Origin of the sequence: Photobacterium malacitanum (genome assembly GCF_900185615.1) — a bacterium.
GTDB classification, from domain to species: Bacteria; Pseudomonadota; Gammaproteobacteria; order Enterobacterales; family Vibrionaceae; genus Photobacterium; species Photobacterium malacitanum.
Genome location: NZ_FYAK01000017.1, coordinates 18,854 through 34,545, shown reverse-complemented (window position 1 = coordinate 34,545; position 15,692 = coordinate 18,854). Strand labels below are relative to the sequence as shown.

12 protein-coding genes and 1 pseudogene are annotated in these 15,692 nt (G+C 35.7%); 3 read left to right on the top strand and 10 right to left on the bottom strand.

All coding sequences use genetic code 11. The features are described from left to right. The 10 genes and pseudogenes from PMAL9190_RS20145 to PMAL9190_RS19025 form a co-directional block, all read right to left on the bottom strand. A pseudogene (locus PMAL9190_RS20145) lies at positions 1-139 on the bottom strand (S-(hydroxymethyl)glutathione dehydrogenase); the annotation flags it as partial. Between the two features lie 389 nt (positions 140-528). Then, positions 529-1,098, bottom strand: coding sequence for an S-(hydroxymethyl)glutathione synthase (gfa, locus tag PMAL9190_RS19065; RefSeq protein WP_087846845.1), 570 nt, complete (start codon positions 1,096-1,098; stop codon positions 529-531). A gap of 306 nt (positions 1,099-1,404) precedes the next feature. Next, positions 1,405-2,016: an S-(hydroxymethyl)glutathione synthase gene (gene gfa / locus PMAL9190_RS19060; protein ID WP_087846843.1), complete on the bottom strand. Its 612-nt coding sequence runs from the start codon at positions 2,014-2,016 to the stop codon at positions 1,405-1,407. A 215-nt stretch (positions 2,017-2,231) separates the two neighbouring features. After that, positions 2,232-3,458 (bottom strand): NAD(P)/FAD-dependent oxidoreductase, encoded by a 1,227-nt coding sequence (locus tag PMAL9190_RS19055; RefSeq protein ID WP_087846841.1) that lies wholly within the window; start codon positions 3,456-3,458, stop codon positions 2,232-2,234. Positions 3,459-4,005: 547 nt separating this feature from the next. Beyond that, a complete protein-coding gene (locus tag PMAL9190_RS19050) occupies positions 4,006-4,899 on the bottom strand; it encodes a LysR family transcriptional regulator (RefSeq protein WP_087846839.1) in 894 nt (297 codons plus the stop codon). 255 nt (positions 4,900-5,154) lie between these two features. Next, positions 5,155-6,381, bottom strand: a complete 1,227-nt coding sequence (locus tag PMAL9190_RS19045; RefSeq protein ID WP_087846837.1) for an NRAMP family divalent metal transporter — start codon at positions 6,379-6,381, stop codon at positions 5,155-5,157. A gap of 234 nt (positions 6,382-6,615) precedes the next feature. Further along, entirely contained in the window at positions 6,616-7,335 is a 720-nt protein-coding gene (gene budA, locus PMAL9190_RS19040; protein ID WP_087846835.1) for an acetolactate decarboxylase, read from the bottom strand. A gap of 12 nt (positions 7,336-7,347) precedes the next feature. Next, positions 7,348-9,012, bottom strand: coding sequence for an acetolactate synthase AlsS (gene alsS, locus PMAL9190_RS19035; RefSeq protein WP_087846833.1), 1,665 nt, complete (start codon positions 9,010-9,012; stop codon positions 7,348-7,350). Between the two features lie 273 nt (positions 9,013-9,285). Then, positions 9,286-10,476, bottom strand: coding sequence for a NupC/NupG family nucleoside CNT transporter (locus PMAL9190_RS19030; protein WP_087846831.1), 1,191 nt, complete (start codon positions 10,474-10,476; stop codon positions 9,286-9,288). Between the two features lie 645 nt (positions 10,477-11,121). Next, positions 11,122-12,591 carry an MltF family protein gene (locus tag PMAL9190_RS19025; RefSeq protein ID WP_087846829.1) on the bottom strand — a complete coding sequence of 490 codons (1,470 nt, stop codon included), beginning with the start codon at positions 12,589-12,591 and terminating at the stop codon, positions 11,122-11,124. A 192-nt stretch (positions 12,592-12,783) separates the two neighbouring features. On the opposite strand from PMAL9190_RS19025, the gene PMAL9190_RS19020 reads away from it, so the two are divergent. From PMAL9190_RS19020 to PMAL9190_RS19010, 3 genes are all read left to right on the top strand, one after another. After that, entirely contained in the window at positions 12,784-13,680 is an 897-nt protein-coding gene (locus PMAL9190_RS19020) for a lipoprotein (protein WP_235004392.1), read from the top strand. Between the two features lie 77 nt (positions 13,681-13,757). Beyond that, on the top strand, positions 13,758-14,249 hold the full coding sequence (locus PMAL9190_RS19015; protein WP_087846827.1) for a YehS family protein: 492 nt from the start codon (positions 13,758-13,760) through the stop codon (positions 14,247-14,249). 213 nt (positions 14,250-14,462) lie between these two features. After that, complete coding sequence (locus PMAL9190_RS19010) at positions 14,463-15,542, top strand: aspartate/glutamate racemase family protein (protein ID WP_087846825.1); 1,080 nt, start codon at positions 14,463-14,465, stop codon at positions 15,540-15,542. Positions 15,543-15,692: the final 150 nt, after the last annotated feature.

Below are 15,692 nucleotides of genomic sequence, written 5' to 3'. Positions count from 1 at the left end.
TGTGACATACGCCAGTTGCAACGATACGAACTAATACTTCGCCTGCACGTGGTAGCATTACATCAATTTCTTCAACAGAAAGAGGTTGTTTTGGACCCCATGCGATAGCAGCTTTTGATTTGATAAATTTGTCAGTCATCGTTTACTCTCTTAAATGTTTGCGACCCATGATCAAGCATGGTGTTCGTTGTTAATTATAGTCACAGATTTAACATCGCTGTTGTGACTTGATGCAACCATTATATTTATTTCTTAAAGATTGATAATCCCTAAAAATAGAAAATCATTATTACTAAGATGTAATAATGAAGGCTTTTTTGATATAGATATAGGACAATGTACTCAATTAAAGCCGAGAAATAGAGTAGACCAAGATAATCAATTAGGTATAAAACGGTTTTATAAATGTGATTTGTGTCACACTTGTTGCTTTTTATGTTAGTAATATAAAATAAAACGAATAAAAAAAAAGCAACACCCCTAAAAGAGATGTTGCTTTATGTTTATTACACAAAAGTTATGTGGAGATTATGCTTGTGGGTGATTTTGAGCGTAAACATGTGCTGCGATTGCATCCATTAGAGCTGGAGACAGGCAGTCGTAAGTGTTTAGGCCAAGCTCATTTAGACGAGCACGGATTGCAGTCATATCTTTTGGATCAGTGCCTGTTTCGATGATTGATGAAACAAATGCAGCAAACTCAGGTGCAGACCAACCTTCATCAGTAGATAGCTCTGTGTGAACAAAATCTAGACCAAAGAATGGGTGGTTAGTATTGTCGATACGACCATACATATGAACACCACACTCTTTACAAGCGTGACGCTTGATAGCTGCAGACTCATCGATAACAACAAGTTTGTCAGCGTTTGCGATTACTTCTACATTGTCACGTGAAATAACAGCGATTTGTGAAAATACTGCGCCTTCTGGCTTCCAGCACTTAGAACAACCACAAGCGTGGTTATGTGCAGTTTGACCTGATAGTTTTACGCGTACAGTATTTGTTTCACATTTACAGTTTAATACGCCACCTTGAAAGTTTTCTTTAGTTGCAGCGAAACCGTTATCAATTGCAGGGTGTAGAGAGATAGACATAATTTTTCTCTTATTTAATTGTTATTGGATAATATTTATTTTGTAGGTTTATTATAATTAATTATAAACGACATTTTTAAAAGTACCGTGTTTAGTAGTACCTATTTGAAAAATGGAAATTAATTATAATAATAATCAACGAAATATATATTGTGTTGATGTGATATATACTATGCTTATTTTTATTTTTCACAATAACGAATACTGTAATTGATTATTACTAAATAGGAATAATCAAAAATTGATAGCCCTAATAAGGCACAACTTAAAAGGGCATTATTATAGTGAAATAAAATAGCGGATATTTTATTTATTTTTACTGATATGTGTTGCAATTGCGTCCATTAAGTCAGGAGATAAGCAATCGTAAGCTTCTAAACCTAATGACTCAAAACGTTCGCGAATTTCTGGCATTGACTTAGGATCTGTACCCGTTTCTATCACTGATGAAACAAACGCAGCAAAAGCAGGAGCAGACCAACCTTGCTCACTAGACAGCTCTGTATGTACAAAGTCTAATCCATAAAAAGGGTGGTTAGTATCTTCGATACGACCATACATATGCACACCACAGTCTTTGCAAGCATGACGTTGAATTGTTGCAGCTTCATCGACAATAATTAGTTTTTTAGCATTTGCAATAACTTCAACATTATCACGTGGAATTACAGCTACTTGTGAAAATAAAGCGCCTTTAGGCTTCCAGCATTTAGAACAACCACAAGCATGGTTATGAGCTGTTTGTCCGGTTAATTTAACATTAACTTTATTTTTTCGACAATGACAGCTTATTAAACCACCTTTAAAGGTATTATCAGTTGGTTTAATTCCATTATCAATTGCAGGGTGTAATTTAATAAAAGGTGATGTTGTACCTTCAGTATTATTACCGAATAATTTAGCAAAGAATTTTATCATTATATTAATCTTATATGTAGAGTAAGAGTATTAATAGCTTGTAAATGAAAGATCACGAGCTATATTTTTAAGTATTAAGTATTAAGTATTAAGTATTAAGTATTAAGTATTAAGTATTAAGTATTAAGTATTAAGTATTAAGTATTAAGTATTAAGTATTAAGTATTAAGTATATATTCGGCTAAATTTTTAGCCGAATATATATTATATTTTTATTACATTCCGTTTGGCTGGAATAGTGCTTTTAAGCGTTTAGTAATAATTAAACGTGATACCGTAAACATGCCTTCAACCGTACGTTGGTGGAGACGGAAAATCGTATCGTAAAGACGACGAATCAGGCGACCTTTAAATACCAAATTGTTTGCCATCTTTGAATTCGGTGCAAATGAGCCGACAGCAAAGTGGTGCCCAACAGCGACAACCATACCGCCATCTTTAAACTCAAAGTCAGTTAATTCTTTACCACGTAATAAGCCAGTTAAGCTTTTGCTTAAATGCACTGCTGCACGGTTTGCCGCTTGTGCTTTTGGCGGAACAAAACTGCCATCTGCTTGTGGAATTGATGCACAATCACCTAAAGAGAAAATACTATCGTCAATTGTTGTGGTTAAATTCGCATTCACCATAATTTGGTTCATACGGTTATATTCTAAACCACCAAGACCTTTTAGCCATTCTGGTGCTTTTACACCAGCAGCCCAAAATTGAATATCTGCCTCTAATGGCTGATTATCAGCAGTGACCATACCATGTTCTGACACTTCACTAATTCGAGTATTTAACAGTACATTAATATTGGTACGTTGTAGCTCTTTTAATACTTTAGCTGACATTTTTTGTGGGCTATTTGGTAACACACGATCTGCAGCTTCAATTAAATTGATTGTTAGTTTAGCTGCATTGTAACGTTGTAATTTATGGCTTACTCGTGCAAGTTCAGCTGCAAGTTCAACACCCGTTGCGCCAGCGCCTACAATATTTACAGTGCGATCACTGCCTTCACGTAGCAATTGACTGATTTTGTTCCATGCATGACGAGCTTGGCTTGCCGAATCAAGGAAAATACAGTTATCACGAGCACCGCTAGTATTAAAGTCGTTACTTACTGCACCAACAGCGACAACAAGGTAATCATATTTTACCGCAGCTTCTGTACCATCGCTACGACGAACACTAAGCATTTTATTTTCACGGTCAATATCTGTCATTGCTGCTTGATAATGTTGGTAACCATTAATTGCACCATGGGTGAAGTAGCAAACTGAATCTAACTCGCGATCAAAGGTACCTGCAGCAATCTCGTGTAAACGGGGTTTCCAATAGTGATCTGTTTCTGGTTCAACCAGAATAATTTCATGCTTTTTACGGTTAGCTTTTGCTAACAAAGTCGATAGTTCTATACCGGCAGCACCGCCACCTACAATAACGATTCGTGACATAACGAATACCTCAAAAAAGTGAACCCTAGATATCATTCTCAGGGGATGGTCTTCCATCATTAAATAGATGAGCTGATCCGTTGCTACAAAATGACTTTTTATTAGCCACAACACGCAGGGCGGCTACCTGATATCTTATGTGTGATGAATTTCTTTGATATAAGACAATTAAATCAGTCAAAATTCAAGTTCTGTGAACTCGACACGGGTATTTTTTTTAAAATATCACTGTTGTGCCATTGGTGACCATTATATTCCAAACATATTTAATGACAATGGTGTTAAAAAGCAAATGACCTTTACTTGATGGTAATAATTAGGCAAGAATAAATGTGCTTGTAATCATTGGTTACAATTATTCGCTGGTAATGCTTTGGTTTTTATGTAGTCAAAAAATATGCATAAGTATACAGTTGTAAGCCGTCAAGCAATCACTAAAGCGCAGGTAAAAGGAGGGGGGGATTGTTATAAATGTAGGAATGTTAACGTAGATTAGAAAAGTAATAGTAAGCATGAGCAGTTTTGCTCATGCTTAAAAGAAGATAATTTAAAATGATTCTATGTCAGTAAATTGCCCTTGTAACCAGTGAATTGCTGGACTTAATTGAGAGCCGATAGGATAAATAAGTGAAGCCGACCATACATTACTAGTAATTTTACTGAATGAAAGATTAAGTTTCTTTAGCATTTCATTCTTAAGATCATGTTTTAATACAAAATCAGGTAAGCAACAAATACCAATATCTTCACGACATAATGATAAAATTGTATGGATATCTTCAACATGCCACAGTTGTAGTGCTGCTTTTGCTTCATCAAATGGTAATGAATCTAAAGATGCAGGGATTAATAGACGTTGCTGACAAAAATCTTGGTAGCTTAATGTTGTTGCACCCGTATTATGTTTATCAAGGTACGATTGAGTCGCTACCCAACTAACATTGATATTGAACGCTTGAGTATACTCGAGGTTAATTTTATTTTCGTGATCAAAAATACCTAATGCAATATCAAGATTTTTAGCTTTAATTTCTTCTGCTAAACGCTTACTGTTTTGCTGCATAATAAACAGTTCAATATTTGGTAAGTCAGAAGATAATCTTTTGATTATTGAGAGTATTTTTTCATTACAGACTAGTGGATCAATACCGACTTTGATTTTCACATCATTCATGTGATAAATAGATAGTGAACGCTCAAGGAATGTTTGATATTGCGCCATCATTATTTTGGCATTTTTTAATACGTGCTCACCTTTTTCTGTTAGGCGAGGGCATTTACTTGAACGATCAAATACTTGAAATCCTAAATCAATTTCAAAGTTTTGGATAGTGAGGCTAACTGCAGCTTGGGTTTTATTCAGCTGTCGTGCAGCAGCACTAAACGAACCATATTCGGCAGCAGCAATAAATGAGCTAAGAGTTTCAATCTTTATATTCATTTTTTAACGATTCATCTTATTTTTATAATGAGTAATAGGCTATCTTATCGTTCTACATAAGAATAACGACATTGGTGTGGCTCTAATATAACTAAAACCTATACCTAAAGACAACCATTAGTGCTTTTTATATTGATATTTATTATATTTATGGCTTGTGTGGCGCTTAGCAAAATTCAGCTTATATGTTTTTTTATTTTATTAGTTGATATAAATCAGTCGCTAAAGGGTATGCCTAGCGACATACCCTAGTGTTTAGCCAATAAATTTAGTGATAAAGCTACTAATATTAGAAAGGCTTGCTAGGCTCATAATCAGGACAATAGTGACACCAATTACTGTAAGGTAGAGTGGGTGTTTGTAAGTTCCTACGATTTTGGGGTTACGTGTAGCACCAAGAACTGTGGCAAGTACGATCGGTAAAATGATGCTATTTACAAGTCCAGCAAGCATTAGTAATAGGATCGGCATATTCATTAATACAGTGCCGAGGGTTGTGAATGTGATAAACCCAACACACCATAATTTTTCATGACGAGCAACAACTGGAAAAAGGGTTTTTATCAGTGATATTGCCATGTATGAGTTGCCAACCACCGAAGTAATTGAAGCGACAAATAGTACCAATCCAAAAATAAAGTAACCAATATCTCCTGCGCCATGACGAAACGCATCAGCTGCTGGATTTGCTGAATCTAATGTTACTCCGGTTGTAATAACCCCTAATACTGCAAAAAATAATAAAATACGAATAATCACCGCAATAGAAATACCAGCCCATGCTGTTTTGGTGACATTGTGAGTATTTTCAATACCCGTTAATTTCACATCGATTAAGCGTTGTGCTCCTGTGTAATAGCCGCCAACAGCACCACCGACAATAGTTAACGTCGGTAATAAAAGGTTTGAAAAATCAGAAGGGGCTATTGCAGCGATAGCTGTTGGTGCTAGTGGCGGCAAATTAGTGAGTGCGACATAAGCTATTAATACGATCATTAATAAGCCTAAGTAACGCGCCATTTGATCCATACGTTTAGAAGCGTTATGAACAATGAATAACAGACTACCAATTGCTCCTGTAAAAATGGCCCCCCATGTCGTATCAAGTCCCGTGAGAACATTCATACCAAGCGCAGAGCCACTGACGTTACCAAAATTAAAAGCAACCGCCCCAAGCGCTAATAGGATGCCAATAAAATACCCCATTCCAGGTGCTACTTTATTAGCAATATCTTGAATACGTAAGCCAGAGACGCCAACGATGCGCCATAAGTTCATGACAATACCAAAAGTAATAAACATTGATGCAAAAACAGGAAAAGCCATATCAATGTTATAGATATTGGTAAATACAGCGGTTTGCGTTAAAAAACCAGGGCCAACAGAGGTCGTCGCCATCAAAAAAGCCACGCTTAAAATTGCCTTGTTTTGCCAATTAGTATGGTGTGGGGAAGTCGTTGTAGTTAGTGTGTCAGTTTGCATAATCAATCCCAAAATCAAAGTCTCTCATATTTATAAAATAGAAAGACAACTGATGAGGATCAGCTGCATTATGAAGTGATATTTTTGATGTAAAGCAATAAATGTAATCGATTGCTTTAGTTGGCGCGGATAATAGAGATAGTTATTAGGAGTGTCAATAGTCTTTTTTTAAACAATAAAAAAAAGCGCTATCCCTGTAAAAAGATAGCGCTTTAAGGTATTTTTTAGAGCGTATTATTTCTCTGTGGTATGAATGGCTGCTTTAAGATCATCTGGATTTAAATCTGCGCGATCAAACTCTTGAGAAGCTGGCATACGTAAGTGGAAATCTTTAAAGATCTCAACTTCAGCAGTACCTTCAGTTAAAATAAAATCACTTACATGGCCACCTTGAGTGCGATCGTCACTAATAAAGTGGAAATGGAATCCTGGAACGTTAATACCGATCATGTATTCAGGGATTTTAAAACCAATCATGACACCAGAAACATGAGTCATTTCAGCAATAGGCTGATGTTTTACCACTTCCACCATTGGCGGATAAGGTCGATGCTGTGCTGGCACTGTACGAGTTTTAACATATGAGAATTTGCCGGTTAAACGGATAGCATTAATGGCGTTATTAGCGACAAAATCTTTTTCTAAGCAAGTTTCAAACTCAGCTTTAGTTAGCTCAATAAGACTGACTGTGTCTGTTGGCTCGAAGTTAACTACACCAGCAAATGGTGTCGTAATATCATGATTAACAAGGTGCACATCGCCAGTACTGGTGAGTTGATATACTTCATCACCTAATACAATCATCTCGCCGTCAAGATCATTAAAAGTACCAATACCAAAATTACCATGATCCAGTAATTGACCAATTGTAAAATCACCTTGGTATAAACCTGCAATTAAGGCACTCATCATTGAGGTTTGATAAAACGTTTTGTCGCTGTTTTGATGACTCATGACATGTTCCTCTTAATCTTGTTGGCAAGGGTGAAGTTGATCAAGTAGACGGCTGTTATCGCGGTAATCAACATTAACGTTAACTAGTACTGGGCCACTTAATGCCATTGCTTTACGAAGTACTGGCTCGATGTCATCAGCATTGTTGATTGCTAAGCCATGTGCGCCAAAACTTTCTGCATACTTAACAATATCTGGACCGATAAAACTAACGGCACTCTCACGACCATATTTTTTCAGCTGCTGAATTTTAACCATGTCGTAGCTGTGATCTGTCCAAACAAAGTGAACAATATTACATTTATGTCGAACTGCGGTTGCCAATTCCATTGATGAGAATAAAAAGCCACCATCACCAGACATTGAAATAACTTTTTCATTAGGTGTTAGCAATGAAGCTGCGATAGCCCAAGGTAAAGCAACTCCTAGCGTTTGCTGACCGTTGCTAAATAACAACCGGCGTGGCTCAAAAGCGTGGAAGTAACGTGCCATCCAAATGTAGATAGAGCCTACATCACAACATACGGTTGTATCATCACTCACGAATCGACGTAGATCATGCACAAAACGCAGTGGGTGGACACCCATTGATGAAGTTTTGTTAACACCCATACGCATAATATGTTGTAAGTCTTGACGTAAATCTTGTAGTTTTTGATTATTTTCAAGAGGTTCGCGTTGATCTAATTCTGCTGCAATAGAATCAACAGAAACGGCAACATCGCCAACAACCTCACAAATTGGATTATAACTAATCTCTAAATCTGCTTGCTGGTAGCCAATATGAATAATCGGTGTTTTACCGTCTTTATTCCATAAAATAGGATCATATTCGATTGGACTGTAGCCAATTGTGATTATTAAATCAGCATTGTTTAATGCGATATCACCCGGTTGGTTTTTAAATAAACCTACACGACCAAGGAAACAATCATATAAATCATGTGAAATCACGCCTGCAGCTGCAAAGGTGTTAACTACCGCTATTTTTGTTTGTTGTAGCAATTGGCGAATAGATGCTGTTACAAAAGGTTGGCTGGCATCCATACCCAATAGTAATACTGGATTTTTTGCCGCATTAATACGATCAGCTGCTTGGCGAATAGCTTGAGGGTGCGCACCACCAAATAAAATAGGCTTAGGTTGCTGTACAGGAATAAACGGGATCTGATTGGTTAGCACATCTTGAGGTAAGCTAACAAAACTAGCCCCTTGAGTAGGTTGCTCTGCAATACGGAATGCTTTATGAACCACATCAGGGACTGAGGCACTGTCCATTACTTCAGCTGAGAACTTAGTAATAGGATTAAACAGAGAACGTGTATCCATTGATTGGTGCGTATTATGAGAATACATCGAAAGTGGGACCGCACCAGCCAGTGCTACAACGGGATCACCTTCACTATTTGCTGTTGCAACACCCGTAACAAGATTCGATGCACCAGGACCTGATGTGGCAAGACAGATACCAGCTTTACCTGTTAAACGTCCAGTTGCAGCTGCCATGAACGCGGCATTTTGTTCATGGTGACAAATAATAATTTCAGGGCCGTTATCACATACAGCGTCAAAAACTGAATCGATTTTAGCACCTGGAATACCAAAAATATGGGGAACATCATGTGCATTTAGAGTTTCAACGACAAGTTCGGCACCTGAAATGGTTTTATTTAACATATAAGCCTCATGGTTATAATTATTAATCGGCTCAGGACATGTTTTCGCTAAATCGAATATTATGTGATGAGTAACACAAAATTTAAATTATTTATCATACAAATTAAAGAGGTTAAAATTGGAAGTTAATATTTCTTATTTAACGAGTGGCAGTGGGATTAGTTGCATTTTGGTGTGGAAGCAGAAGTAAATGCAGAACAGAAGAGAAAACAGGAAGGAAAAGGTAGAATAGGGAGCTTCAAAAAAGAAGCCCCAAGTCATTAACGGAAGTGTTTATAGCATGATGTTTGCAATTAATGCAGATAACACACTAACTAACGTTGAGCCGTATAGTAGACGTAAGCCAAAACGAGCAACCATATTACCTTTTTCTTCATTCACACCTTTTACCGCACCAGCAATAATACCGATAGAGCTAAAGTTCGCGAATGAAACAAGGAAGATTGAAACCGTACCGACAGTATGTGCAGATAAGCTTCCTACTTGTTTTTGAAGATCCATCATAGCAACAAATTCATTGGTTACTAATTTGGTTGCCATGATACTGCCTGCTTGTAGTGCTTCATGGGCAGGTACACCCATAAGCCATGCAACAGGGTAGAATAAGTAGCCAATTAAGTTTTGGAAACTGATACCAAAAGCAGCATTAAAACCAGCATTGATCATTGAGATTAATGCGATGAAACCAATTAGCATAGCAGCAACAATAACGGCGACTTTAAAGCCCATTAAAATGTATTCGCCTAGCATTTCAAAGAATGTTAATTTTTCACCACTTTCAGCAGCCATCATTTCATCGATATTCATTTCAGCCTCATGATCATAAGGGTTGATAATCGAAAGAATGATGAAGGTACTAAACATGTTAAGGAATAGTGCTGCTACTACATATTTAGGATCGATAAGCTTCATGTATGAGCCAACGATTGACATCGAAACTGTCGACATTGCTGTGGCTGCAAGAGTATACATACGGCGTTCAGACATACCGCCTAAAATATCTTTATAAGTAATAAAGTTTTCAGACTGGCCAACCATTAATGCACTGATTGCGTTAAATGATTCAAGTTTACCCATGCCGTTAACTTTAGACAATAAGAAACCTAAGGCTTTGATAATATAAGGCAATACTTTTATATGTTGTAGAATACCAATCAATGCTGAAATAAAGACAATTGGCATTAACACACTAAGGAAGAAGTTAAAATCATTGTTATTCGATAAATTACCGAACACAAAATTAGTACCATCAGCAGCGAATGTGAGCAAGCCGTTAAAGGCATCAGCAAATTCTTTTACAATGCCAGTACCTGCTGATGAGTTAAGTAAAAAGTATGCTAATGCTAATTCAATAATAAGCAGTTGAAGAATATATCGATATTTAATGTTTTTACGGTTATTACTAGCAAGTAACGCTAATACTGCAATAACGACTAACCCGAGTATAAAGTGTAGATAGACCATATTGGATTGTGCTCAGTGTGATTATTATCTGTTTATGTGGTTATGCTGAACGATTTCATTCTTAGATAAAGTGATATATATCGCACTTTTAATCCAGTGCTTTTTTTTGCAATTGACAAGAACTTATTTTCCAGAGTTGCGCAATCGCTTGCTATTTTGAAAAATTAGACTATAAAAAATGTTAAAAAAAATGGTGGTTGAGCATGGCTAAAGAGTCATTATTATTTTTTCTGTGATCTGGGTTGTAATATGAGTGTCATTTATCCTTTGTTTTTTAATTATTAATGTCATAGATGGGGTATATTTGTTAAAGATAATGAAAGTAAATTTAAAGGTAAATAGTATCGAAGCAAAGGATAAAGTATATCTGTCGTGTCAATATTACAATTTAACATTGTAAAGATGAGGTGTTGTTGTTGGCGGCACTAATTTACATTAAGGCTCAATAATAGGATGATATTTATTCTATTTTTATTTTGATTGGTAAAGTAATGAAAAAATCATCTAAAAACCGTAAATTATGGTATTTCCAGAAACAAGAGCGTCGTAGTAAGCATTTATCTATTCCCAACTTAAAAGCATAATATAGCGTCAAATGTTAGGTGTGCACTTATATAGTATGCATAATAATACAATTGATGTAGGTTATTTAAATAAGACTGAACCGTCAAATCGATACGGTGGAATAAACGGTCTAATTCCAGAGTCACGAAAGCGCTTTAGTTTCATTATTTGTTTATAGACAATGAAATAACGATTGATGTTATTAACATAGACAATAGGCTGTAACCCAATATGTTTTCGAGTAATAAACTCGACGTTATTAAACCAAACATTAGGGTTATAGCCTTGTTCTTTTGCATATCTTCTCATTTTATTGATATTACCGGGACCGGCATTGTAAGCAGCTAATGAGAGGTAAATTTTATTATCATAATCTATTTCATTACTACTAAAATATTGATCTTGTAGAAAACGCATATATTTAATACCCGCATGAATATTATTGGTTGAGGTATAAATATTAGGGATATCAACATTAGGATCGCGAGCAGTACTCGGTAATATTTGCATTATGCCTACGGCTCCTTTATTTGAGATTTTATGCTGATTTAATCCAGATTCTTGAAATCCTTGTGCCATTAACATTAAGTAATCAAAATCGTATTGTTTTGAGTAACGGAAAAAAGTGTGCGATAACTTTTCCATTCTATCAATATTGTTAGGATCGAGTAGGGTATTGAGCCAGCGATGATTTTCTAAGTATTTATTATAAATAATGTTGCCGATTAATGTACCTTCTTTAACAGTATCAATATATTGATTAACTAATTTCATAAGTTGGGGACTATCTTTACGCATTGCCCATGCGATCTTGCCATCATTGCGTAAAACAAAGCTATCATTTACTCGAATATTTTTTAAAATTGGTTGCCAGATTTTTATTTTATGATCATCAATGACTGTTGCATTTAATAAGTCTAAATTTATTAATTCCAATAATTCATAGTCTTGTAATGTTTCATCAATAAATAATATTGATGCGATTGGTAAATTTTGCATCCTTAATTTATTATTTACTTTAAGTAAACTTTGGTAGTAACTAGAACTTTTTCTGATCCATATAGTTTGACCGCTTAAATCAGTTACCTTATTGAAGGGAGGTTGTTTTTGATTATTAATTAAAACTTCTGAAATATTACTTAATACTGGTTGACTAAAAGCGACGTGCTTTTTTCGAGCAGTAGTAATGGTAATATTCGCTACAGCTAAGTCACCTAATCCACTGATAATATAAGGCAATAAGTTATCACGATGGACAGGGATAATTTGTAAATGTAGTGCTGGATGACTTTTATGAATGTTTTTTTCAAAGTGTTGTAATAAATCGGCAATAATGCCTTTAGTGATACCATCCTCGATGTAATAGAAGCCCAAATCTGCTGCCACCAATACTCTCAACACACGCTTTTTTTCTAATACAGTCAAATCACCGGTATATTTAGTGCCGCTCAGAGGAGCGAGTTGAATAGAATATGCCTGAAAACTTATGAATAACAGGCACAATATTACCAATTTGTATTTATGTTTTATAAGGTTCGAAATCTTGAACATAATTTACCTGCCAGACCTAAGTAAACGTAAATTAATAGGTTTGGAGTTAATTATGGTTGTTAATCGTAAAAAATGCTTATTTATATCGTTATTTTGTATGATTTATACTGATTTTTCATATGTTAAAGATAGTGATATGATAGTTAATTATTGCTTCATTATATTATGATTTTTATGGGTAACTAATTAATAATGAAAAGAATTCTAATAGGATTGTTAGCTGTGTTATTACTGTCATCATGCAGTGTGGCAGCTACTTATTTTGTGCGGAATACCCTTTATGTAGATATTTTGGCATATATGCCTAAAAAGCTAAGCGAGACATCAGGGTTAGCCGTCATTGATGGTGATATTTGGACTCAGAATGATACTTATGGCCAAAATAAAATTTATCGATTAAATCATGATTTAACGGCTATTGCACAAACGGTTAAAATTAATAAAAGTCTTAATCGAGATTGGGAAGATTTAGCGCAAGATCAGCACTTTATATATATTGGAGATATTGGCAATAACCTTGCTAAACGTAAAGGTGGTGTTATTTATAAAGTCGCTAAAAATCAGCTTAACCATCAACAAGTTGTAACGCCAACAGCAGAATTAAATTTCCAATATACCGATTTTAAAAAAGGTTGGTTTAATAAGCATAATTTTGACAGCGAAGCGATCACCATTGTTGGCGATCAGTTATGGTTGTTTACTAAAAATTGGAAAAATGAAAACACAAAATTGTACCGTTTAGATACATCCAAAGTAAACCAGATGCAATATGTTGAACCTGTAGCTGAATACCCAAGCAAAGGCCTTATTACTGGTGTTGATTATGATCCACAAACATCAACCTTAGCCTTTATTGGTTACCGAAAAAATATGTATCTTGGTTACTCCTTCATTTGGTTGGTAAAAGTAAAGAATAACCAACCAGATTGGTCAACGGGTATTTATAAGCGGTTAGGTATTTATTCCCAATGGGAAGCGATTCATTGGTATGGCGATGGAAAATTATTGATTACTGCTGAGAAAAACCCATTGAACAAAGCTATGATCGGTATAGTTGATGTGCAAAAGCTGCTAGATACGGGTGAATAGCAATGGATTATCTGTTATTCTGCGCTGATAATTTCGCTGTGATTATTGCAACCACGGCATACTAAATTGGATAAATTGTGACTAATAACGATGTTTTGCGCCGTGTTCGCTATACTTTTGATTTAAATGATAGTGAGATGATCGCTATTTTTGCTGCTGCTGATTGTGAAGTAACACGTGAGCAAGTGTGTAGCTGGTTAAAAGCGGATGATGCTGAAGGTTATAAAAGTTGTTCTGACGAGCAAGTTGCCACTTTCTTAAATGGCTTTATTAATCAAAAGCGCGGCAAAAAAGAAGGTGCTCAACCAGCACCAGAGACCAAAATCACAAATAATATTATTTTTAGAAAATTACAAATTGCGCTTAATCTAAAAGCAGATGATGTGCTTGATTTACTTAAATTAGTTGATTTTCGTTTAAGTAAACATGAATTAAGTGCTTTCTTCCGTAAAGTAGATCATAAACACTACCGTGAGTGTAAAGATCAAGTGTTACGTAATTTTTTACAAGCACTACAGATCAACCATCGTGGTGTAGAGTCACTTCAAGAATCAACTGACGAGCAGTAATTCTCTGCGTTGATTTGACGATTAGAAGCAGCTTCCATTGAAGCTGCTTTTTTATTGGCTGTGATATGGTTATAAATATTAGTCATTGTGTCTCGAAATATTTACTAACATATTTATCAATTTATTGGTTGGATTGATTGTATTCATCAAAGAAAAAAATCGCTGAATTTGTAAGCTATTTACTTCAGTCATAAATATTGAGTCAGTGAGCTTATGAAAATTACGGATAATTTACACCAACCACGTATTGGTATCATTGGGGGGATGGGCAACGAAGCGATGGTCGATCTGATGCTAAAAATGGCATCGTTACCAGCGCAAAAAGACTACCAATTTGTTGCTTTTGGTAATGCACGTTTAGCTTATAAACCCCAAGAAGTGATGCAACAATGGTTGCCCACTGACATTCCTGAATTACGTAAATATGATACAGCTACTTATACTTTACGCTTAATGCAATATTTAGCCGTTGATCAGCTTGGTTTAGCGTGCAATAGCGCCCATGAATTATTTCGGCGTATTTTGCCAAATATACCAGTAACTTTTGTTGATATGATTAAACAGACCGCAACGTCGTTACAAGGCTGTCAAGAGTCGGTATTAGTGATGGGGGTGAGCAGTCTTATAGAATCAAAATTATATCAAATAGCCTTAACGGAAGAGGGAATTAAAGCCACGCAGCCTTCTGCAGATAATCAAGCTAAGATAATGGAAGCCATTTACAATCCCAGTTTTGGTATTAAAACCGCTAAAATAACCCATCAAGCAGAAACACTATTATGTGAAGTGATACGTGATGAAATGACCAAACAGGGATGTACTAAAGTAATATTGGGTTGCACTGAATTACCGTTAGCTTTAACAGCTATTAGTTGTCAGCGATTTAAAGCACAAGGGCTATTACCTGAAAATGTTGAAGTGATTGATGCATCGATGGCGTTAGCGCAGGCATTAGTGTCAATTCAAGGCCAAAGTGACGCGTTAATTCAACCTTTGGCGACTTATCAAGGACAATACTTAGATTGGGCACAACCATTAGCGTTTAAAGTATCATCATTAGCTGAGGCAATAGCGATTCAACAGCGCATTTTTGACTATACGGTAGATTATTTAACAGAGCGTAATCAAACTCTTGCTGGAAGCTATTTTCATTTACCAACATTATTCTTTTCTGCGTCAGCCGCGGATATTGAGCATAAGCTACAGGCGTTAGGTATTGATGTTTATTGTGGTATTAATGCGTTAGATGAAATTATTACTGCTAAATTAGCCGATTATTATGCTGACTTTTAAAATAATACCGAATCACTGACGAGCACTACCAATAGCAAACATCTATCAATGAAAGTAACCTTGTAAATAGCAGTTTGTGATATTGATGGATTTGATATTGCTTAATTGATGGTTTATTAGGCTTGTTTTGATGAAATTCTTTGAAAAATT

Coding starts and splice junctions, on each gene's coding strand:
- PMAL9190_RS19030 (WP_087846831.1), bottom strand. CDS start 10,476: ATGGTCTATCTACACTTTATACTCGGGTTAGTCGTTATTGCAGTATTA.
- PMAL9190_RS19045 (WP_087846837.1), bottom strand. CDS start 6,381: ATGCAAACTGACACACTAACTACAACGACTTCCCCACACCATACTAAT.
- gfa (WP_087846845.1), bottom strand. CDS start 1,098: ATGTCTATCTCTCTACACCCTGCAATTGATAACGGTTTCGCTGCAACT.
- PMAL9190_RS19020 (WP_235004392.1), top strand. CDS start 12,784: ATGAAAAGAATTCTAATAGGATTGTTAGCTGTGTTATTACTGTCATCA.
- alsS (WP_087846833.1), bottom strand. CDS start 9,012: ATGTTAAATAAAACCATTTCAGGTGCCGAACTTGTCGTTGAAACTCTA.
- PMAL9190_RS19050 (WP_087846839.1), bottom strand. CDS start 4,899: ATGAATATAAAGATTGAAACTCTTAGCTCATTTATTGCTGCTGCCGAA.
- PMAL9190_RS19010 (WP_087846825.1), top strand. CDS start 14,463: ATGAAAATTACGGATAATTTACACCAACCACGTATTGGTATCATTGGG.
- PMAL9190_RS19055 (WP_087846841.1), bottom strand. CDS start 3,458: ATGTCACGAATCGTTATTGTAGGTGGCGGTGCTGCCGGTATAGAACTA.
- gfa (WP_087846843.1), bottom strand. CDS start 2,016: ATGATAAAATTCTTTGCTAAATTATTCGGTAATAATACTGAAGGTACA.
- budA (WP_087846835.1), bottom strand. CDS start 7,335: ATGAGTCATCAAAACAGCGACAAAACGTTTTATCAAACCTCAATGATG.
- PMAL9190_RS19025 (WP_087846829.1), bottom strand. CDS start 12,591: ATGTTCAAGATTTCGAACCTTATAAAACATAAATACAAATTGGTAATA.